The sequence below is a fragment of the Microbacterium sp. CR_7 genome (assembly GCF_041954755.1).
GTDB lineage: Bacteria > Actinomycetota > Actinomycetes > Actinomycetales > Microbacteriaceae > Microbacterium.
Map to the genome: position 1 here is coordinate 90,710 of NZ_JAVAYF010000002.1, position 20,107 is coordinate 110,816.

Below are 20,107 nucleotides of genomic sequence, written 5' to 3' on the forward strand. Positions count from 1 at the left end.
TGTCGGCTGCAGCCCGTAGCGGATCGGTCTGGGAGTCTTCGGTCACGGCTGCTCCTCGGTGCTGCTCCTCGGTTCGGATCGACTCTCTCACGTCTCGCGCCGTCATGCGTGCAGGGCACCGGTCCCGACCCGGCTACTCTCGAACCGTGACCCCCGCACAGAGTTTTCCCGAGCCCACCGACACCTCGGCGATCCGCATCATCGGCCGATTCGAAGCGGGCCGCGGCATTCCGGACGCCATGCGCTCCGATGTGAGAATGCTCGGCGGTCTTCTCGGACAGGTGCTGCGCGAAGCAGGAGGCGACGACCTCTTCGCCGACGTGGAGCGTCTGCGACTCGCGACGATCCAGGCGTACGACGAGGAGACCTCCGACGCGTTCGAGCGCGCCGCCGCGATCGCCGAGTCGTTCACGATCGAGCGCGCCGACGAGGTCGCCAGAGCGTTCACGTGCTACTTCCACCTGGTCAACCTCGCCGAGGAGCACCAGCGCGTGCGCGTGCTGCGCGAGCGCGCCGGCCAGCCCGGCCGCGAGGACGCGGCCGACACCGTCGCGACGGCGTACGCGCGACTGAAGTCCGAGGTCGGCGACGACGAGGCCCGCCGGCGCCTGCAGGGACTGCGCTTCCACCCCGTGTTCACCGCGCACCCCACCGAGGCCCGCCGGCGCGCGGTGTCGTCGAGCATCCGCCGCCTCTCCGAGCTGCTCACGCAGCACGACGCCGCGAGCGAGAGCGGTGCGGAGCAGCACCGGGCACGCCGCCGCATGCTCGAGGAGATCGAGACCCTGTGGCGCACGGCGCCGCTGCGCGCCCAGAAGCCCTCGCCCACCGACGAGGTGCGCACGGTCATGAGCGTGTTCGACGAGACGCTGTTCACCACGGTGCCGCACGTCTACCGCCGCATCGACGACGCCCTGCGCGGCGACGACTCCGGCGCGAGCGAGCCCGTCGTGCCGGCCTTCGTGCGCGTCGGATCGTGGGTCGGGGGCGACCGCGACGGCAACCCGTTCGTCACGGCATCCGTCACCAGGGAGGCGTCGCAGATCGCCTCCGACCACGTCCTGCGCGGACTCGAGCGCGCGCTGGAGCGCATCGGCCGCACGCTGACTCTGGATGCCGAGGGCACGCCGCCGAGCGACGAGGTGACCGCCCTGTGGGCGCGCTTCGCGGCCGCCCAGCCCGGACTCGCCGACGAGCTCGCCGCGCGGTCGCCCGAGGAGCCGCACCGCCGGGTCGTCCTCGCCCTCGCGCACCGCGTCGGCGCCACCCGTCGCGGCGACGACGAGCGGTACGGCGCCCCCGAGGAGCTCCTCGCCGATCTCCGCGCGGTGCAGTCGTCGCTCGCGGATGCCGGAGCCCGCCGCCACGCGTTCGGCGGCGTCCAGCACCTGATCTGGCAGGTCGAGACCTACGGCTTCCACCTGACCGAGCTCGAGGTGCGTCAGCACTCGCAGGTGCACGCGAAGGCCCTCGCCGAGCTGTCGGGCGACGAGCCGGTGAGCGCACAGACCGAGGAGGTGCTCGAGGTCTTCCGCGCGATCGCCGACATCCAGCGCGACCGCGGCCTGCGTGCTGCGGGTCGCTACGTCGTGTCTTTCACGCAGGCCGCGTCCGACCTCGCGAACGTGTACACGCTCGCCCGCCACGCGCTCGGCGACGACGCCCCGGTGCTCGATGTGGTGCCGCTGTTCGAGACCTTCGCCGACCTGCAGGCCGCGCCCGCGATCCTCGCCGAGGCCGTCACGTTCCCCGAGTTCCGCGAGCGCATGGCCGCAACCGGCAACCGCCTCGAGGTCATGCTGGGGTACTCCGACTCGTCGAAGGACGTCGGCCCGGTCGCCGCCAACCTCGCGCTGTACGAGGCGCAGGAGAAGATCGCGCTCTGGGCCAAGGAGTCCGGCATCGAGCTGACGCTGTTCCACGGTCGGGGCGGTGCTCTCGGCCGCGGCGGCGGCCCCGCGAACTCCGCGATCCTCGCGCAGCCGCCGCACTCGGTCGACGGCCGTTTCAAGCTCACCGAGCAGGGCGAGGTCATCTTCGCGCGGTACGGCGAGCCCGCGATCGCGATGCGCCACATCGATCAGGTCGCCGCGGCGACGCTGCTCGCCTCCTCCCCTACCGTCGAGCAGCGCACGAGCGACGCGGCCCGACGGTTCGCCGACATCGCCGAGGTCATGGACCGGTCGTCGCGCGAGCGGTTCTTCTCGCTCGTGAAGGCCGACGGCTTCGCCCCGTGGTTCGCGACCGTGACCCCCATGGAGGAGATCGGCCTGCTCGCCCTGGGCTCGCGTCCGGCGCGGCGCGGCCTGTCGGTCGAGTCGCTGGAAGACCTTCGGGCGATCCCGTGGGTCTTCGCGTGGACGCAGGCGCGCATCAACCTCGCCGGCTGGTTCGGACTCGGCACGGCCCTCGCCGCCGTGGGCGACGAGCAGCGTCTGGCAGAGGCGTACCGCGAGTGGCCGCTGCTGCACACCATGATCGACAACGTCGCGATGAGCCTCGCGAAGACCGACGAGCGCATCGCACGGGAGTACCTCGCGCTCGGCGATCGCGACGACCTCGCGCAGCTCGTGCTCGACGAGCTTGCGCTCACCCGCGAATGGGTCATCCGCCTGACGGGCGGCGTCGGTCTGCTCGAGAACAAGCCGATCCTGCAGCGCGCGGTGCAGCTGCGCACCCCGTACGTCGACGCGCTGTCGCTGCTGCAGCTGCGCGCGCTGCGCGCCCTCCGCGACCCGGCCGAGGCCACGGGCTCCGGGTCGGAGGACGAGCAGCGACGCCTCCTGCTGCTCTCCGTGAGCGGCGTGGCAGCCGGACTGCAGAACACCGGATGACCTGATGCCGGAGCGGCGGGCGGGAGGCGGTCGCACCGCGTCCCGCCCGCCTCTCCGTGCGCTCGGCATGCCATATTCCGGCATCCCGATAGAGTGAAAAGCTCGCCCCATCCGGCGTCCCCTTCTTCACGCGACACGATCGCACGCCCCTGAACCCCGTCAGAAAGCTCTCTCGCGCGTGACCCCTTCATCGCCTTCCCCCGCCGCCGACTTCCACCCGCTCGCCCGCTCCGTGCAGCCCGTCTTCGACACGGTGCTGACGCGCAGCCCCCACGAGCCGGAGTTCCAGCAGGCCGTGCACGAGGTGCTGAACTCGATCGCCCCGGTACTGGAACGGCATCCGGAGTACGTCGACGGCGGCATCGTCGAGCGCCTCGTCGAGCCGGAGCGACAGATCCTGTTCCGGGTGCCGTGGGTCGACGACTCCGGGAAGCTGCAGGTCGATCGCGGCTACCGCATTCAGTTCTCGTCGGTGCTGGGGCCGTACAAGGGCGGGCTGCGCTTCCACCCCTCGGTGAACCTGTCGATCATCAAGTTCCTGGGCTTCGAGCAGATCTTCAAGAACGCGCTCACCGGACAGGGCATCGGCGGCGGCAAGGGCGGCTCCGACTTCGACCCGCACGGACGGTCGGATGCCGAGATCATGCGCTTCTGCCAGTCGTTCATGAGCGAGCTCTACCGTCACCTCGGCGAGCACACCGACGTGCCCGCCGGTGACATCGGCGTCGGCGGCCGCGAGATCGGCTACCTGTTCGGCCAGTACCGCAAGATCACCAACCGCCACGAGTCGGGCATGTTCACCGGCAAGGGCACCGGCTGGGGCGGCGCCGAGGTGCGCACCGAGGCGACAGGCTACGGCGCGGTGTTCTTCGCGCAGGAGATGCTCGGCGTGCACGGCGACTCGCTCGAGGGCAAGCGCGTCGCGGTCTCCGGCTCGGGCAACGTCGCGATCTACGCGATCCAGAAGGCCGCCCAGCTCGGAGCGACCGCCGTCACGGCATCCGACTCCTCCGGCTATGTCGTCGACGACGAGGGCATCGACGTCGATCTGCTGCGTCAGATCAAGGAGGTGGAGCGCGCCCGCATCGTCGAGTACGCGCGTCGCCGGCCGAGTGCCCGGTTCGTCGAGGGCGGCAGCGTGTGGGAGGTCCCCGTCGACATCGCGGTGCCATCGGCGACGCAGAACGAACTCGACCTCGACGCCGCGCAGGCGCTGATCTCGAACGGCGTCCGCGCCGTCTCCGAGGGCGCGAACATGCCGTGCGTCCCCTCGGCGATCGACGCCTTCCAGGCTGCCGGCGTGCTGTTCGCCCCCGGCAAGGCTGCGAACGCCGGCGGCGTGGCCACCTCGGCGCTCGAGATGAGCCAGAATGCCTCCCGTCAGCGCTGGAGCTTCGACGCGAGCGAGAACAAGCTGCGCGAGATCATGGCCGACATCCACCGAGCCGCGTTCGACGCCGCCGAGCGCTACGACGTCGCGGGCGACTACGTGGCGGGCGCCAACATCGCCGGCTTCGAGCGCGTGGCTGCCGCGATGCTCGCGCAGGGCGTCATCTGACGCCTTCCGGGTTTCGAATCGCATGAATGGCAACTCCCACCCGGGGGATGCTGCAATTCACGCGATTCGAGACCGGCCGACGCCTCAGCGCTCGTCGACCGGAACCTTCACGACCTTGTTGTAGCCCGTCACCGCCTGGTTCTCGTCGAACGCGACGACCTTCTTGCGGAAGCCCTTCGTGATGACAGCGAGGTAGATGAGGCCGAGCACGGTCCACGTGATGCCGCCGATCAGCGCGTCGGGGTGCAGGTTGACCCACAGCAGACCGGTGAGCAGCGTGCCGATCGCGGGCATCACGATGTACGAGAAGATCTCCCTCGGCGTGCGGCGCATGCCCTTGCGGATCGCGAACCACGCGATCACGGAGATGTTCACGAACGTGAAGGCGATCAGGGCGCCGTAGTTGATCCAGGCGGCGATGAGCTCGAGCGTGAACGGGATCGCGAGCAGCGAGATCGCCCCGACGAGCACGATGTTGAACGTCGGCGTGTGGGTGCGGCGGCTGATGTAGCCGAACGCTCGCTGCGGCAGCACGTTGTTGCGGCCCATCACGAGCAGCATGCGCGACACCGAGGCGTGCGACGCGAGGCCCGACGCGAGCGTGGCGCAGAAGCCGGCTGCCGTGAGCACGGCCATCAGCACGTTGCCGCCCACGAGCTCGCCGATGATCGGCAGCGTGGAGTCCTCGACGAACTGCATGTCGCCGCCCGGGGCGAACTCGTTCCAGTCCGGGAACCGCAGCTGCGACACGTACGAGGCGACGAGGAAGATGCCACCGCCGATGAGGACGGTGAGGAGGATCGCCTTCGGCATGATCTTCGGGTCCTTCGCCTCCTCGGCGTACATCGTGACCGCGTCGAATCCGATGAAGGAGAAGCAGACGATGGTCGCACCGGTCAGCACCGCGCCCAGGGTCACGTCGTCGTGCAGGAAGGCGCCGACCGACAGGATCGTCGCCGCTCCGTCACCGCGCATCAGCTGCGCGACGACGAGCACCACGAACACGACCATGACGACGATCGAGAACACGAGCAGGATCATGTTGAGGTTCGACGTGCCGCGCATGGTCATGTAGATGACGCTCGTGACGGCGATGCAGTACAGCACGACCCAGATCCACGCGGGGACGTCGGGGAACATCGCCTCGAGGTAGCTCTTGATGATGAGGCAGTTCACCATCGGGAGCAAGACGTAGTCGATCAGCGAGGTCCAGCCGACCATGAAGCCGAGGTTCGGATGGATCGACTCGCGCACGTAGGTGTAGGCCGAACCGGCGCTCGGGATGGCGCTCGCTATCTTGCCGTAGCTGATGGCCGTGAACACCATCACGACCAGCGCGACGAGGTAGGCGGCGGGGACGACGTCGTTCGTGTCGCGGGCGACCATTCCGAAGGTGTCGAACACCACGGTCGGCGTCATGTATCCGAGTCCGAGACCGACGATCGCCCAGAGACCGAGATTGCGCCGAAGGGTCCCGCCGCCGTGCGCGAGCGGCTTCGTCTTCTCTGCCATGTGTACTCCTCGGGGACAGCGCAGGGGCCGGACTTCGGGTCGTCCGACGCTGAGCATCAGTATGTACCCGAGATATTCGTCAGCGGAAGAGCGAATCTCGTTCGAAATACGCATTTAACATGGCGTGCGAAGGAGGGATTCGAAGCCGCGACTCACCAGCCTTCCGAGAGCACCCGATCGAGCGATGCGAGCACATGATCGGCGCTCTCCGCCGTCAGGCAGAGGGGCGGCTTCACCTTCAGCACGTTCGATCGCTCCGACGTCGTGAGGACCACGACTCCGAGCTCGCGCATCCGTTCGCAGATCGCAGCGGCCTCGGCATCCGCCGGCTCTATCGTCTCCCTGTCGCGCACGAGTTCCACGCCGAGATAGAGTCCCGCCCCGTGCACGGGTCCGATGAGCGGATGCCGTCGCGAGAGCTCACGGAACCCTGCCGCCAGCCGATCGCCGATCTCGCGTGCGTTGCTCTGGAGACCGTCCGCCTCCATCGCGTCGAGCACTGCGATGCCCACCCGACAGCTGAGCGTGCTGCCGCCGGCGGACGAGAAGAACTGCCCCTGGCTGCTCAGCGCGTCGGCGATGCGCTTCGAGGTGATGACGCCGCCGATCGGGAATCCGTTGCCCATGGGCTTCGCGATCGTGACGATGTCGGGCACGACGCCCGACTGCTCGAATCCCCAGAAGGTCGAGCCCATGCGCCCGAACCCGACCTGCACCTCGTCGGCGATGCAGAGACCGCCGCGGGCGCGCACGCGTTCGTACGCGCCCGCCAAGTATCCGTCGGGGAGCAGGACCCCGCCGGCATTGCCGAGCACGGATTCGCAGAGGAAGGCCGCGACGTCCCGCCCCTCGGCGGCGAGTCGGTCGAGGTCGACGTCGAGGTCCGCGAGGTAGCGGTGGGCCGTGTCGTCGCCGCGATAGGTGCCGCGGTAGCGGTTCGGCACGTCGGCGACGTGCACCCAGTCGGGACGCGTCTCGAGCGCGAACGGGTTGTCGTACGCGCTGGTCGTGACCGCGTCGCTCGCCATGGTCCACCCGTGGTACGCCTCCCGGAGCGCGACGACCGTCCGACGCGCGGTGGCGGCCTGCGCGAGCCGGAGGGCGAGATCGACCGCCTCGGAGCCGCTGTTGACGAGCAGCACCGTGTCGAGCGCGCTGCCCTCCGGCATCAGCGCGATGAGCCGCTCGCTGTACTCGGCGAGGTCGCGGAACAGGAAGCGCGAGTTGGTCGCGAGCGTGCGCAGCTGACGACTCGCCGCCTCCGCCACGAGAGGGTGCGCGTGACCGAGCCCGGCGACGTTGTTCACCGTGTCGACGTACGTGCGACCCGTCGTGTCGATGAGGTGGTGGCGCCATCCGCGCTCGATCTGCGGCGGACGCTCGTAGTACCGCTCCTGCGCCTCGGCGAAGATGCGCTCCCGCCGGCGCAGTTCGTCCTGTGCCTCGTCGCGCTCCGCGTGCGAGGGGATGCCGAGCAGCGCGGCCGGATCCGCCGTGAGCCGCCGCCAGGCGGGCACGCGTTCGGGCGTGACGAGCGCTGCGCCCTCCGCAGAGCGCTCGAGCTGCGGTGCGTCGGCCCGTCGGAGCCCGACGACGAGCAGGGCGGGACGGTCGACCGAGGCGACGGTCGCGATCTCCTCCCCCGCGCTGACCGGCGTCCCGGGGTCCCGGACGCGGAGCCCTGAGCAGCGGAGCTCCAGCACCCAGCCGTCGGCCCCGACGAGGCGGAGCCCTGCATCATCGTGCTGCAGGTCGCCCGGCCACGGCGCGACAACGCGCGACTCCGGTCCAGGAACGAGATGCAGCTCGGTCTCGACCGGCCACGTCGCTGCCGGGTCGGCCGAGTCGACCGCTGCGCGGGTGAGGCGGAACGCTCCGTACGGCAGCACCGCGACGTCCCCACCCCGCGCATGCGCGTCGGCGACGAGCCGGGCCTCGGCATCGGCATCCATCCAGCGCCCGGCGTCGAGCTCGGCCGACTCGATGCCCGCGTCGACCACGACCAGCGCGCCGGCGAGGTCGGGAAGCAGCCCGTGCATCGGCTGCGGCTGGCCTGCGGTCGACGCGATCCCGACCCGGTCGAGTACGTGCTCGACGGCTTCGGCGAGCGGCACTGCCGTCGCGGCGTCGAAGATCGCCTGCTCTCCTGCGACGCGTTCACGCGCGTAGTCGTTCGCGCCATCGATCGCGAGCTGCCGCCATCCGCTCGCGACGAGCAGCGCCGCCCGCAGCACGATGAGCGGCCACACGGCTTCCGCCTCCGCTCGTCGCAGCGGCACGCGCTCGTGGAAGGCCGCGATCGTCTCGAGCACCCGCAGCGGACGCTCCGGCTCGTGGTGCAGCATCGACGAGGCGCACACCGCGAGCTCCGCGACGCGCCATCCGAGTCCGAGGTCGCCGAGGTCGAGCACGACGTGCGGGTGCAGTCGTGAGTCCGGTCCACGGACGCCTGTCACGTTGTCGTCGGTGAGGTCGCCGTGGATCGGTTGCACAGGGAGGTCGGACGCCACCGCGGCGAGCACGACGTGCGCTTCGTCCGCCGCCGACAGCACGCGCCGCCGCAGATCGCCGTCGTCGATCGCGTCGGCGAGCGCGCGGACCTGATCGTAGGCGACGCGCATGTCCCACATCTGCTCCCGGTCGAGTCCCGGATGCCGCAGGTCGACGAGCGCCGAGACGGATGCCGCGGCGAGCGCGCCGAACTCCGCGAGAATCACCGGAGCGAGGTAGCCGGCATCGACGATCGGCTCGCCCTCCGCGTACTCGCTGCGCCGCACGGCGAACCCCCGCCAGCGCTGGGTCAGTCGACCGTCGAGTCCGGGGAGCACCGCAGGCACGCGCACGCCCGCCGCGCGGTACGCCTCGATCGCGGCGTGCTGGGCGTCGCGCGCCTCGTCGCCGAGCACCGGGTTGTCGACCCGCAGCACGCTGCGTCCGCCGTCGGCCTCGTGCAGCACGAAGTTGCGGTCCTGGTTGCTGCCGAGCTCGGTCGCCGCCGCCTCCACGCCGTAGCACGCGCGGGCGATCGCCTCAGCATCCTCCGTCGAGATGTCCGGGCGGACCAGGCCTGCGCCGACGCTCACTCCCCACCCGCCGCCGGGCCGTCGACACGCACGTCGTGGGCGTGCCGAGCCAGCGAGCTGCCGTAGCGCTCGGTGAGCTGCACCATGAGGTCGGGGGTGTCGCGGTCGACGCCGAACACGTGGCCGGGGAAGTCGAGCTCGGGCTGCGCGGCGGCGATCTCGTCCTGCCGGTCCGGCGACAGCAGCTGCACGGGGTCGCCGACGGCCACCCAGCCGATCGGCACCACGGTCCCCGACGGCAGCACCGCGCGCCGGTGCACGATCGCGTTCACGCGCACCTCGCAGCGGTCGCCGACGATCGCGCCGTTGAAGATCCGGGCGCCGGAGGCGAAGAACACCTCTTCGCCCACCGTGGCGCCCGCGATGCTGGCGAGGGTGCCGACGAGCGTGTGCGGCCCGATGTGCACGGCGTTCGCTGCGGTCGCTCTGATGAGGGCGTTCTCCATGACGATCACGTGCTCGCCGAGCGTGATCGGTCCGCCCTCGGCAGTGATGACGGCTCCGTGCAGAACCTGGCAGCCGGGTCCGATCTGCACGTCGCCGGAGATCACGGCGGTCGGGGCGATGACGGCGGTGTCGTGGATCCGGGGCCGAGCCCCGAGGTGCTCGTACAGCATGTCGCCAGCGTAGCGCCGACGAACGCGGGAGCGAGAGACCTACTTCTTGGTGGCGGCGCCTCGGCGCAGCATCCCGATCACGAGCGTCGCGAGGAACAGCACGACTCCCAGGACCGCCAGCCACAGCAGCCCCTTGATGACGAAGCCGAAGACCGCGAGACCGGCCCACAGGACGAGGAGGATGATCAGCAGTGCCCACATGCGTCCAGCATCTCCCGCCCGCGCGGCGCCGGTCACCCCGTTGACGTGCGGCTCGCCTGTCGCTAGTGCCGCTGCTACGCTGGCGCGCATGGCTGGCCTCTGACTCGATCCTCTCCCCCGCCGTTCGGCTGCGTTCCCGCGCGCCTCGGCACCTCCGATCGAAAGGCACCCCCATGCACGCTTCCCCTCTTCCTCTGCGCGGCAAGACCGCCCTCGTGACCGGCGTCTCGCGCGTGCGCGGCATCGGGTTCGCGACCGCCACCCGGCTCGCGACCCTCGGCGCGAACGTCGCGATCCATCACTACCGTCCGCACGACCTCGACCAACCCTGGGGCGCGGACGATCTCGACGCCGTGCGGGCCGGCATCGCCGAGGCGCTCGTCCCGGATGCCGTGATGATCGATCACCACGCCGATCTGCGCGATCCGGCGACCATCGATCCGCTGCTCGATGCGGCGTCCGCGCTGACCGGCCGTCTCGACATCCTCGTCTGCAATCAGGCTCTGACCGGAGGGGACGGCTCGATCTTCGACATGACGCCCGAACGGCTCGACGCGCACTGGCAGACCAACGCCCGCACGTCGCTCCTGCTGACCGCGGGACTCGCTCGGCGGCGGCGGACCGAACTGGGCGGCGCGGAGGTCGAGGTCGCGCGACCGGGAGATCGCGTCGCGGACCTCGGCCCGTTCTCGGAGCCCACCGGTCACGTCATCTGGATGACGTCGGGCCAGGGCCACGGCGCGATGGTCGGAGAGGTCGCCTATGCGACGAGCAAGGCGGCGCTCGCCGGGATCACCCGGTCGGTCGCGAGGGAGCTGCTCGACGTCGGCATCGTGCTGAACACCGTCAACCCCGGTCCGGTGAACACGGGGTACCTCGATCCGGACACCACCGACCGCGATCTCTCTGGCGTCGCCGAGTGGATCAGCGCGCAACCGTTCGGCAGGGTAGGGCGCCCGTCCGATCCCGCGAGCCTGATCGGGTGGCTGTGCACGCCGGACGGGTCATGGGTCGTGGGTCAGGTGCTGACCTCCGACGGAGGGTTCTCCCTCTGAGGACGTCGCCTCCCACCCCGGGCACAACTTCGGATCTCAGGGAAGACACTCCGCGGCGGCCCGTGGCTGACGGGCGTGTCGCCCGCCACCTCCGAAGCTGTGCTGGGGGCCAGGTGCTGCGCACGTCGAACCTCCCTCGTCTGAGTCGCTTCTACGAGGAGGCGGCCGGCGCGGAATCGATCGCGGCACCCGAGGACCTGCCGTGGGGCGAGCGGGTCGCCCAGGTCCGCGACCCCGACGGCAACCTCCTGTACGTCGCGACGCCTACGGTCGACTAGATCCGCTCACTCGGGCGTGACCGGCTCCGGGAAGATCGCGGTGAACAGCTGGCCGACCCACTCGAGCAGCTCGGCGTCGGGCAGGGGCTCGAGGCCCACGCCGACGGCCGCAGGCACGGTAGGCATGGGCACGACGAGCGCCTCTCCCCCGGCCACGAGTTTGGCCTTCGGATACAGCCGCTGCAGGCGCACCTTGATCGAGTCCTCGAGGCGGGCGGGCGCGATGCGCAGGTTCGAGCCCATCACCACCACGTCGGCGAGGCCCGCACGGGCTGCGCGGCGCCGCAGCCGGGCGACGGCGATCAGACCCTCGACCTCCTCCGGAGGCGTGCCGTAGCGGTCGGTGAGCTCGTCGATCACGAGGTCGATCGCGTCGTCCTTGGCGGTCGCGGCAGAGGCGGCGGAGAGCTTCTGGTACGCCTCCAGTCGCAGGCGCTCGCTGTCGATGTAGTACTCGGGGATGCGGGCGTCGAGCGGCAGTTCGAGTCGCAGCTCCTGACCGCTCTCGACCTCGTCGCCGCGGAACGTCGCGACGGCCTCCCCGATCATCCGGAGATAGAGGTCGAAGCCCACGCCGGCGATGTGTCCTGCCTGCTCGGCACCGAGCATGTTTCCCGCTCCGCGCAGTTCGAGGTCCTTCAGGGCGACCTGCATGCCCGAACCGAGGTCGTTGTTCACGGCGATGGTCTGCAGCCGATCGGCCGCCGTCTCCGAGAGCGGCTTCATGTCGTCGTACAGGAAGTACGCGTAGGCGCGCTCGCGTCCGCGGCCGACGCGTCCTCGGAGCTGGTGCAGCTGGCTCAGGCCGTACTTGTCGGCGCGGTCGATGATGATCGTGTTCGCGTTCGAGATGTCGAGACCGGTCTCGATGATCGTCGTCGACACGAGCACGTCGAACTTGCGCTCCCAGAAGTCGTCGACGACCTGCTCGAGCTGGTGCTCGCCCATCTGCCCGTGAGCGACCGCGATCCGAGCCTCCGGTACGAGTTCGGCGAGCTGGGCGGCGACCCGCTGGATCGACTGCACCCGGTTGTGCACGAAGAACACCTGGCCCTCGCGCAGGATCTCGCGGCGGATGGCGGCGGCGATCTGCTTGTCGCTGCGGGGTCCGACGAATGAGAGGATCGGATGCCGATCCTCGGGCGGGGTCGCGAGAGTGGACATCTCGCGGATGCCGGTCACGGCCATCTCGAGCGTGCGCGGGATCGGAGTCGCGCTCATGGCGAGGATGTCGACGTTCGTCTTCATCTTCTTGAGCGCGTCCTTGTGCTCGACGCCGAACCGCTGCTCCTCGTCGATGATCATCAGGCCGAGGTCTTTGAAGATGACCTGGTCGGTGAGGATGCGGTGCGTGCCGATGACCATGTCGACCGTGCCGTCGAGCAGGCCCTCGAGCGTGAGACGGGCCTCCTTGTCGGTCTGGAAGCGCGACAGCGGCCGCACCTTGACCGGGAAGCCGGCGAACCGCTCGGTGAAGGTCTCCAGGTGCTGCTTGACGAGCAGGGTGGTCGGCACGAGCATGGCGACCTGCTTGCCGTCTTGGATCGCCTTGAACGCCGCGCGCACGGCGACCTCGGTCTTGCCGAAGCCGACGTCGCCCGAGAGCAGACGGTCCATGGGGATGGGCCGCTCCATGTCGGCCTTGATCTCGTCGATGGTCTGCAGCTGGTCGTTCGTCTCGGCGAACGGGAACGCCTCTTCGAGCTCCCGCTGCCACGGGGTGTCGGGTCCGAAGGCATGGCCCTTGGCGCTCATGCGCGCCGAGTAGAGCTTAACGAGCTCGACGGCGATGTCGCGCACCGCCTTGCGCGCCTTGCCCTTGGCCTGCGCCCAGTCGCTGCCGCCCATCTTCGACAGTGTCGGCGCCTCGCCACCCACGTACTTCGACAGCAGATCGAGCTGATCCGTCGGCACGAAGAGCTTGTCTCCCGGGTAGCCGCGCTTCGACGGCGCGTATTCGAGCACGAGGTAGTCGCGCGTCGACTTGGTCGCGTTGCGTCCGCCCGTCGACACCTCGCGCTTGGTCATCTCGACGAAGCGTCCGATGCCGTGCGTGTTGTGCACGACGAAGTCGCCCTGCTTGAGCTGCAGCGGATCGACGACGTTCTTGCGTCGCGAGGCGAGCTTCTTCACGACGCGCTGGTCGCCGCCGATCGTGCGGCCGTAGAACTCGTTGTCGGTGAGCACGGCGAGCTTGGCGTCGGCGATCTGGAAGCCCGCCTCGACCGCTCCCGTCACGAGCGTGGCGACCCCGGTGTCGGGAAGGTCGGTCAGCTCCTCGACGACCCGAGCGGCGATTCCCCGGTCGGACAGCACGTCGCGCGCCCGGTCGACGAGACCGGGGCCGGTCGCGATCACCACGACGCGCCAGCCGTCCGACACCTTCGCGTCGACGAACGAGATCGCGCCGTCGACGTTGCCGTGGAACGAGGGGATGACGGCGGCGTCGATCGTCTCGGCATCCTTTCCCCCCATCGCGAAGGGGCTGAGGCGCCACCAGACGCCGCCGCGGTCGCGCACGATCTCGCGAAGTCTGGCGATCGTCAGGAAGTCGCCCGCTCCCAGGTCGATGGGCGCAGAGGCGCCGGAGGTCGCGGCGCTCCACGCGGCGTCGAGGAACTCGCGGTTCGTCTCGCCGAGGGTGATCGCGCGGGCGCTGGAGCGCTCGGGGTCGACCACCGCGGTGGCGCTGCCCTCGGGGAGGTACTCGACCAGCGACTTGAGCGGGCCCGCAACGGCCGGCAGCAGGGACTCCATTCCCTCGACGGGGATGCCCTCGGCCATCTTCTCGAGCATCCCGGCGATCGCGGGGAAGCCGCCGATCAGTGCTCGCGCGCGGTCGCGCACGTCCTGGGTGAGCAGCAGCTCGCGGCTCGGGGGCAGATCGACCAGCGCGACATCGCCGGGGAGCGAACGCTGGTCGGCGACCGAGAACGCACGGATCTGGTCGATCTCATCGCCGAAGAACTCCACGCGGAAGGGGTGCTCGGACGTCGGCGGGAAGACGTCGAGGATGCCGCCGCGCACCGCGAACTCGCCTCGGCGCGACACCATGTCGACGCGGGAGTAGGCGCGCTCGACCAGCTGCTCCGCGACGTGGTCGAGCTCGTGCCCGCGCGCGCCGACCGAGAGCTCGAGCGGCATGATCTCTCCGAGGTTGCCGGCGATCGGCTGGAGAGCGGCGCGGACCGACGCCACGACGACGAGCGGCCGCTCCCCCGACCACTCCGCGATCCGTCGGAGGGTCTGCAACCGCAGGCCGACCGTGTCGGGACTGGGGCTGAGTCGCTCATGCGGCAGGGTCTCCCACGCCGGGAAGGTGACGACCTCGGCCTCGGGCAGGTACGCGGCGAGCGCCTGCGAGAGCGACTCGGCGCGGCGCCCCGTCGGGACGACGGCGAGCAGCGAGGCAGGCTGCCCCGCTGCACGACGCTTCTCGAGAAGGCCGGCGAGCGCGGGCGCGTCGAGTCCGTCGACCAGTCCGAGGTCGGCGTCGGTCTGCGCCCAGCGGAGGGCGTCGCGGTACAGAGACGCCTCTTCCAAGGCGCGCAGAATCCCCGGAACAGTCACCAGACAAGCCTAGCCGCGGCGTCGGACACGGCGGCGCGAACCCTCGCACGCGGACGTGCTCGCGTCCGCCGAGCGCCTTCGCCACGCGCCTTCGCCGAGCCACCGCCGAGCCACCGCCGAGCCACCCCTGTGCGTACGACCCACCCCCTTTGAGCCCGTCCATAAAGGGGCCGCTCGGGAGCAAGGGGGCCGCTCGGCGATCAGTAGGCTTTCCGGATGGAACCGGTCACCCTCACCACCGATCGCCTCGTGCTGCGCGCTCCGGACGCCTCCGACGTCGACGCCATCGCCGAAGCGTGCCAGGATCCGGAGATCCAGAGGTGGACCACGGTTCCCAGCCCCTACGCGCGGACGGACGCCGAGGAGTTCGTACGACTGGTGAGCGGCTGGTGGGCCGAGGGCAGCGAGACGGTGTGGGCTCTACGACTCGACGAGGCGCTGGTCGGCATGATCGGGCTGCACCACATCGCGGCACATCGCGCGGGAGGGCGCGCCGAGCTCGGCTTCTGGGTGACGGCGGCGGCCCGCGGGCGCGGGTACGTCGTCGAGGCGGCGAGCGCCGTGATCGACTGGGGGTTCGCAGAACTCGGCCTCGCGCGCATCGAGTGGCGCGCGGTCGCCGGCAACGTCGCCTCTGCGAAGGCCGCCCGAGCTCTGGGATTCCGATACGAAGGGCTGCTCCGTCAGGCTTTCGCGAGCGGCGACAGGCGCGAGGACAGCTGGATCGCCGGCCTCCTCCGTGACGACGACCGCACCCCGGCGGCCTGGCCCGTGCTGGACTGATCCGCCCGATCCTGGCCCCGTGTCGGACCCGGGTGGCAGGATGGGCGCATGCCGGAGATGCCGGAAGTACAGGGCCTGACGACCTTCCTCGCCGACCGCGTGGTGGGACGAACCATCACGCGAACGAGCGTCGGGGCGATCGCCGCGCTCAAGACCTACGATCCGCCGAACACGGCGCTGCACGGCGCCGAGATCACCGCGGCGGCGCGGCGGGGCAAGTTCGTCGTGCTGTCGGCGGGCGACGACCTGCATCTCGTGTTCCACCTGGCGAAGGCCGGCTGGCTTCGGTGGTACGAGATGCTGCCGACGACCCTCATCAAGCCGGGCAAGTCGCCGATCGCCCTGCGCGTGGCATTCGATGACGACAGCGGGTTCGACCTCACCGAGGCGGGAACGAAGAAGTCGCTGGCCGTCTACGTCGTTCGCGACCCCGAACAGGTTCCGGGCATCGAGAGGCTGGGGCCCGACCCGCTCGATCCCGATTTCACCCGCGAGGCGTTCGGAGATGTGCTCACCGGGCGGCGGATGCAGATCAAGGGCCTCCTCCGCGATCAGGGGGTGATCGCGGGGATCGGGAACGCCTACTCCGACGAGATCCTGCACGCGGCGAAGATGTCGCCGTACGCGATCGCCGACAAGCTGACCGCAGACGAGGTCGACCGGCTCTACGCCGCCATGCACAGCACGCTGACGGACGCCGTGGCGCAGGCGTCGGGCAAGCCTCCGGCCGATCTCAAAGACGCGAAGCGGAGGGGGATGCAGGTGCACGCCCGCCGCGGCGAGGCCTGCCCCGTCTGCGGGGACACCGTGCGGAGCGTGTTCTTCGCGGACCGCTCGATGGAGTACTGCCCGACCTGTCAGACCGGCGGCAAGATCCTCGCGGATCGCCGCCTCTCCCGCCTGCTCAAGTGACGTTCCCTCTCACCTCGTATTACGGGGAATGAAACCTGCTCCCGCGCGACTTGTACACTCAGAACATCAACGTGCTCCGGGGTCGGTGGGAATCCGAACCGGCGGTGACAGTCCGCGAGCGTCTCGATTCGTCGAGGTGCCGATCCGGTGGAAATCCGGAACCGACGGTGATGCGAGGCCCGGCCTCGCTAGTCCGGAAGGGAGGCAGCACGGTGGCCGCCGCATGCGCGTTCCGCCATCTCCTCCCTGCGACCCCTGAGTCCAGAGAGGAACACGGATGGCAGTGAACGAGGCGGAACGCCGGGCGATGACCCGCGCGCTCGAGCTCGCGACCCTCGGCCCGCGCGGGGTGAACCCGCAGGTGGGTGCCGTGATCCTCTCCCCCGACGGCGACGTTCTCGCCGAAGGCTGGCATCGCGGAGCCGGAACGCCCCACGCCGAGGTCGACGCGCTGTCGAAGCTCGCGCCGGGCGACGCCGCAGGTGCCACTGCGGTCGTCACGCTCGAGCCCTGCAATCACACGGGACGCACCGGGCCGTGTGCGGTAGCCCTGATCGAAGCCGGCGTCGCGCGGGTCGTCTACGCACTCGACGACCCGGGTGTCGTCTCGGGCGGCGGAGCCGAACGACTGCGGGCCGCAGGTGTGAGCGTCGACTCGGGCGAGCAGGCCGACGCCGCGCACCGGATCATCGACGGCTGGCTCACCGCCCAGCGGCTCGGACGCCCGCATGTCACCGTGAAGTGGGCGCAGAGCCTCGACGGCCGCGCCGCGGCATCCGATGGGTCCAGCCAGTGGATCACCGGACCGGAGGCGCGTGCCGACGTCCACCGCCGCCGCGCGCAGGCCGACGCGATCGTCGTCGGCACGGGCACGGTGCTCGCCGACGACCCGTCGCTGACGGCTCGCGACGGCGACGGGCTGTACCCGACTCAGCCGATCCCGGTCGTGATCGGGTCGCGTCCTGTTCCGGCCGACGCCGCGATCCGCCGGCATCCGCACGCACCCCTCGCCTACGACACCCACGACCTGCACGCCGTGCTCGCCGACCTGCATGCTCGCGGCATCCAGAGCGTGTTCGTCGAGGGCGGCCCCACCCTGGCCAGCGCGTTCGTGGCCGCGGGGCTCGCCGACCGGGTGCTCGCCTACCTCGCGCCGGTACTGCTCGGCGGCGACCGGCTCGCGCTCACCGACATCGGGGTCGACTCGATCGACGGAGCACGTCGCCTGACGGTCGACGAATGGATGCCGCTCGGCGCCGACCTGCTCGCGATCGCGCACCCCGCGGAGCCCGCATCGCAGGCTGTGAAGACCTCACGAGAAGGAGCACGCTGATGTTCACGGGAATCATCGAGGAGATCGGCGAGATCACTGCGATCACGCCGTCGGGCGACGGGTGGCGGCTCACCGTCCGCGCTCCGAAGGCGGCGGCGGACGCCGTGCACGGTGAATCGATCGCGGTGTCCGGCGTGTGCCTGACCGTCGTCGGGTCGACGCCGGAGTCCTTCGACGCCGATGTCATGAAGCAGACCCTCGACGTCGCGGCGCTGGCCACGGCATCCGTCGGCACGCGCGTCAACATCGAGAAGGCGATGCCGGTCGGCGCCCGCCTCGGCGGCCACATCGTGCAGGGGCATGTCGATGGGGTCGGCACGGTCATCGACGTGCGCCCCGGCGAGCAGTGGAGCGTGCTGCGCATCTCGCTGCCCGACGACCTCGCCCCGCTCGTCGTCGACAAGGGCTCGATCTCGGTCGACGGCACCTCGCTGACCGTGAGTGCGGTGAGCGACCCGAGCACCCCCGACGCCTGGTTCGAGGTGTCGCTCATCCCGGAGACGCTCGCCGCCACAACCCTCGGATCCCGCGCAGTCGGCGATCGCGTCAACCTCGAGACAGACATCCTCGCCCGGCACGTCGAGCGGCTGCTCGCCTTCCGGGCCGCACCGGAAGGAGGCTCGCGATGAGCCTTTCCACCATCCCCGAGGCGCTCGAGGCGCTGCGCGCCGGACGCCCCGTGCTCGTGGCCGACGACGAGAACCGCGAGAACGAGGGCGACGTCGTGCTGTCGGCGCAGCTCGCGACGCCCGAATGGGTCGCGTGGACCGTGCGTTGGTCGTCGGGGTTCATCTGCGCCCCAATGCCCGCGGACCTCGCCGACTCGCTGAACCTGCCGCCCATGGTCGCTGCGAGCGAGGACGCCCGGTCGACCGCCTACACCGTGAGCGTGGACGCTGCGGAGGGCGTCACGACGGGCATCAGCGCGCACGACAGGGCGCACACCCTGAATGTCCTGGCGAATCCCGACTCGACGGCGACGAGCATCATCCGCCCGGGGCACGTGCTCCCGCTGCGCGCCGTCGACGGCGGAGTGCGCGAGCGCAACGGCCACACCGAGGCGGCCGTCGAGCTCATGAAGCTCGCCGGACTGCACCCGGTGGGGGCCATCGCGGAAGTGGTCGCGGAGGACGGCAGCATGATGCGCCTTCCCGGACTGCTCGAGCTGGGCGCCCGCGACGGGGTGCCCGTCATCACGATCGAGCAGCTCATCGCGCATCTCAACGAGATCGACCCGGCGGGGGCCACCCCGGGCGCCGGAAGCCGTCGCGTGAGTCTGCGCGCCGACGCCACCGTGCCGACCGAGCACGGGGCGTTCCGCTTCCTCGCGTACAAGGACCGCGTGACCGGCACCGATCACATCGCGGTCGTCTCGGGCGAGCTGAGCGAGACCGCCCTGGTGCGTGTCCACTCCGAATGCCTGACCGGCGAGGCGTTCGGCTCGCTGAAGTGCGAGTGCGGCCCTCAGCTCGACGCGGCACTCGACGCCATAGAGCAGGACGGCGGCGTGGTGATCTACATGCGCGGCCACGAGGGCCGAGGGATCGGGCTGATCAACAAGCTCCGCGCCTACAGCCTGCAGGAGGAGGGGCTCGACACGGTCGACGCCAACCTCGCGCTCGGCCTCCCGGCGGACGCCCGAGACTACGCGGCGGCGGCCGGCATCCTCTCCGACCTCGGGGTGTCGAGGGTGCGGCTGCTGACGAACAACACCGACAAGGTGAACCAGCTGCGCGGCCTCGGCCTCGACGTCGTGGAGCAGGTGCCGCTGATCGTGGGGGTCGGACCGAACAACCACCAGTACCTCGAGACCAAGCGTGACCGGATGGGTCACATCATCGGAGAGGCGGAGCTGGCACAGGCTCTCGCCGAAGGAAAGAAGGACGACGCATGAGCGGCGCAGGAGCAGCACCCCGCACAGAGAAGATCGACGGATCAGGCCTCGACGTCGTCGTGATCGCCGGCACGTGGCACGAGGTCATCACGAACGGGCTCATCGCCGGCGCGCAGCGCGTGCTCGACGAGTCCGGTGCCTCCTACCGCGTGGTACGGGTCCCCGGCTCGTTCGAGCTGGCCGTGGCGGCGCAGGCCGCGTTCGCCGGCGGAGCGGACGCCGTCGTGGCGCTCGGCGTAATCATCCGCGGCGGCACCCCGCACTTCGAGTACGTGTCGGCGGCGACGACCGATGGGCTGACACGGGTCTCGCTCGACGCGGGCAAGCCGGTCGGATTCGGCGTGCTGACGCTCGACGACGAGAAGCAGGGCCTCGATCGGGCAGGGCTCGAGGGCTCGCACGAGGACAAGGGCGCTGAAGCGGCGGATGCCGCGCTGCGCACCGCGCTGGTGACCAGGGAGCTTCGCGGCTGAGGTG

15 protein-coding genes are annotated in these 20,107 nt (G+C 70.4%); 10 read left to right on the forward strand and 5 right to left on the reverse strand.

Going from position 1 to position 20,107, the window contains the following annotated elements; translation table 11 throughout:
• Window positions 1-146 precede the first annotated feature (146 nt).
• On the forward strand, window positions 147-2,834 hold the full coding sequence (locus tag RAC81_RS03725; protein ID WP_375081075.1) for a phosphoenolpyruvate carboxylase: 2,688 nt from the start codon (window positions 147-149) through the stop codon (window positions 2,832-2,834).
• A 232-nt stretch (window positions 2,835-3,066) separates the two neighbouring features.
• Window positions 3,067-4,392 carry an NADP-specific glutamate dehydrogenase gene (gdhA, locus tag RAC81_RS03730; RefSeq protein ID WP_375081502.1) on the forward strand — a complete coding sequence of 442 codons (1,326 nt, stop codon included), beginning with the start codon at window positions 3,067-3,069 and terminating at the stop codon, window positions 4,390-4,392.
• 84 nt (window positions 4,393-4,476) lie between these two features.
• Here gdhA and RAC81_RS03735 read toward each other — a convergent pair whose 3' ends face one another.
• The 4 genes from RAC81_RS03735 to RAC81_RS03750 all read right to left on the reverse strand — a co-directional run bounded on the left by RAC81_RS03735 (window position 4,477) and on the right by RAC81_RS03750 (window position 9,805).
• Window positions 4,477-5,904 (reverse strand): APC family permease, encoded by a 1,428-nt coding sequence (locus RAC81_RS03735; protein WP_375081076.1) that lies wholly within the window; start codon window positions 5,902-5,904, stop codon window positions 4,477-4,479.
• A 152-nt stretch (window positions 5,905-6,056) separates the two neighbouring features.
• Entirely contained in the window at window positions 6,057-8,987 is a 2,931-nt protein-coding gene (locus RAC81_RS03740) for an aminotransferase (protein WP_375081077.1), read from the reverse strand.
• Window positions 8,984-9,604, reverse strand: coding sequence for a gamma carbonic anhydrase family protein (locus RAC81_RS03745; RefSeq protein ID WP_375081078.1), 621 nt, complete (start codon window positions 9,602-9,604; stop codon window positions 8,984-8,986). Before RAC81_RS03745 ends, RAC81_RS03740 begins: the two co-directional genes overlap by 4 nt.
• Before the next feature lie 39 nt (window positions 9,605-9,643).
• Entirely contained in the window at window positions 9,644-9,805 is a 162-nt protein-coding gene (locus RAC81_RS03750; protein ID WP_375081079.1) for a hypothetical protein, read from the reverse strand.
• Between the two features lie 173 nt (window positions 9,806-9,978).
• On the opposite strand from RAC81_RS03750, the gene RAC81_RS03755 reads away from it, so the two are divergent.
• The gene (locus tag RAC81_RS03755; RefSeq protein WP_375081080.1) at window positions 9,979-10,860 is read left to right on the forward strand and encodes an SDR family oxidoreductase; all 882 of its coding nucleotides are present in this window, start codon (window positions 9,979-9,981) and stop codon (window positions 10,858-10,860) included.
• A gap of 62 nt (window positions 10,861-10,922) precedes the next feature.
• Window positions 10,923-11,138: a VOC family protein gene (locus tag RAC81_RS03760; RefSeq protein ID WP_375081081.1), complete on the forward strand. Its 216-nt coding sequence runs from the start codon at window positions 10,923-10,925 to the stop codon at window positions 11,136-11,138.
• 6 nt (window positions 11,139-11,144) lie between these two features.
• On the opposite strand, the gene mfd is transcribed toward RAC81_RS03760, so the two are convergent.
• Window positions 11,145-14,708 (reverse strand): transcription-repair coupling factor, encoded by a 3,564-nt coding sequence (gene mfd / locus RAC81_RS03765; RefSeq protein WP_375081082.1) that lies wholly within the window; start codon window positions 14,706-14,708, stop codon window positions 11,145-11,147.
• Between the two features lie 216 nt (window positions 14,709-14,924).
• Here mfd and RAC81_RS03770 point away from each other — a divergent pair, with 216 nt between their 5' ends.
• The 6 genes from RAC81_RS03770 to ribH all read left to right on the forward strand — a co-directional run bounded on the left by RAC81_RS03770 (window position 14,925) and on the right by ribH (window position 20,103).
• Window positions 14,925-15,491: a GNAT family N-acetyltransferase gene (locus tag RAC81_RS03770; protein ID WP_375081083.1), complete on the forward strand. Its 567-nt coding sequence runs from the start codon at window positions 14,925-14,927 to the stop codon at window positions 15,489-15,491.
• 48 nt (window positions 15,492-15,539) lie between these two features.
• Complete coding sequence (locus RAC81_RS03775; RefSeq protein WP_375081084.1) at window positions 15,540-16,403, forward strand: Fpg/Nei family DNA glycosylase; 864 nt, start codon at window positions 15,540-15,542, stop codon at window positions 16,401-16,403.
• Between the two features lie 277 nt (window positions 16,404-16,680).
• Window positions 16,681-17,736, forward strand: coding sequence for a bifunctional diaminohydroxyphosphoribosylaminopyrimidine deaminase/5-amino-6-(5-phosphoribosylamino)uracil reductase RibD (gene ribD, locus RAC81_RS03780; protein ID WP_375081085.1), 1,056 nt, complete (start codon window positions 16,681-16,683; stop codon window positions 17,734-17,736).
• Window positions 17,736-18,365 carry a riboflavin synthase gene (locus RAC81_RS03785; protein WP_375081086.1) on the forward strand — a complete coding sequence of 210 codons (630 nt, stop codon included), beginning with the start codon at window positions 17,736-17,738 and terminating at the stop codon, window positions 18,363-18,365. Before ribD ends, RAC81_RS03785 begins: the two co-directional genes overlap by 1 nt.
• Window positions 18,362-19,630 carry a GTP cyclohydrolase II gene (ribA, locus tag RAC81_RS03790; protein ID WP_375081087.1) on the forward strand — a complete coding sequence of 423 codons (1,269 nt, stop codon included), beginning with the start codon at window positions 18,362-18,364 and terminating at the stop codon, window positions 19,628-19,630. Before RAC81_RS03785 ends, ribA begins: the two co-directional genes overlap by 4 nt.
• Window positions 19,627-20,103 (forward strand): 6,7-dimethyl-8-ribityllumazine synthase, encoded by a 477-nt coding sequence (ribH, locus tag RAC81_RS03795; RefSeq protein ID WP_375081088.1) that lies wholly within the window; start codon window positions 19,627-19,629, stop codon window positions 20,101-20,103. The genes ribA and ribH overlap by 4 nt, the downstream gene beginning before the upstream one ends.
• Window positions 20,104-20,107 lie beyond the last annotated feature (4 nt).

Bases quoted from the DNA above. Each gene is read 5' to 3' on its own strand.
- RAC81_RS03785 (WP_375081086.1), top strand. From the start codon at position 17,736: ATGTTCACGGGAATCATCGAGGAGATCGGCGAGATCACTGCGATCACG.
- RAC81_RS03755 (WP_375081080.1), top strand. From the start codon at position 9,979: ATGCACGCTTCCCCTCTTCCTCTGCGCGGCAAGACCGCCCTCGTGACC.
- ribA (WP_375081087.1), top strand. From the start codon at position 18,362: ATGAGCCTTTCCACCATCCCCGAGGCGCTCGAGGCGCTGCGCGCCGGA.
- RAC81_RS03770 (WP_375081083.1), top strand. From the start codon at position 14,925: ATGGAACCGGTCACCCTCACCACCGATCGCCTCGTGCTGCGCGCTCCG.
- ribD (WP_375081085.1), top strand. From the start codon at position 16,681: ATGGCAGTGAACGAGGCGGAACGCCGGGCGATGACCCGCGCGCTCGAG.
- RAC81_RS03775 (WP_375081084.1), top strand. From the start codon at position 15,540: ATGCCGGAGATGCCGGAAGTACAGGGCCTGACGACCTTCCTCGCCGAC.
- RAC81_RS03735 (WP_375081076.1), bottom strand. From the start codon at position 5,904: ATGGCAGAGAAGACGAAGCCGCTCGCGCACGGCGGCGGGACCCTTCGG.
- ribH (WP_375081088.1), top strand. From the start codon at position 19,627: ATGAGCGGCGCAGGAGCAGCACCCCGCACAGAGAAGATCGACGGATCA.
- RAC81_RS03745 (WP_375081078.1), bottom strand. From the start codon at position 9,604: ATGCTGTACGAGCACCTCGGGGCTCGGCCCCGGATCCACGACACCGCC.
- RAC81_RS03750 (WP_375081079.1), bottom strand. From the start codon at position 9,805: ATGTGGGCACTGCTGATCATCCTCCTCGTCCTGTGGGCCGGTCTCGCG.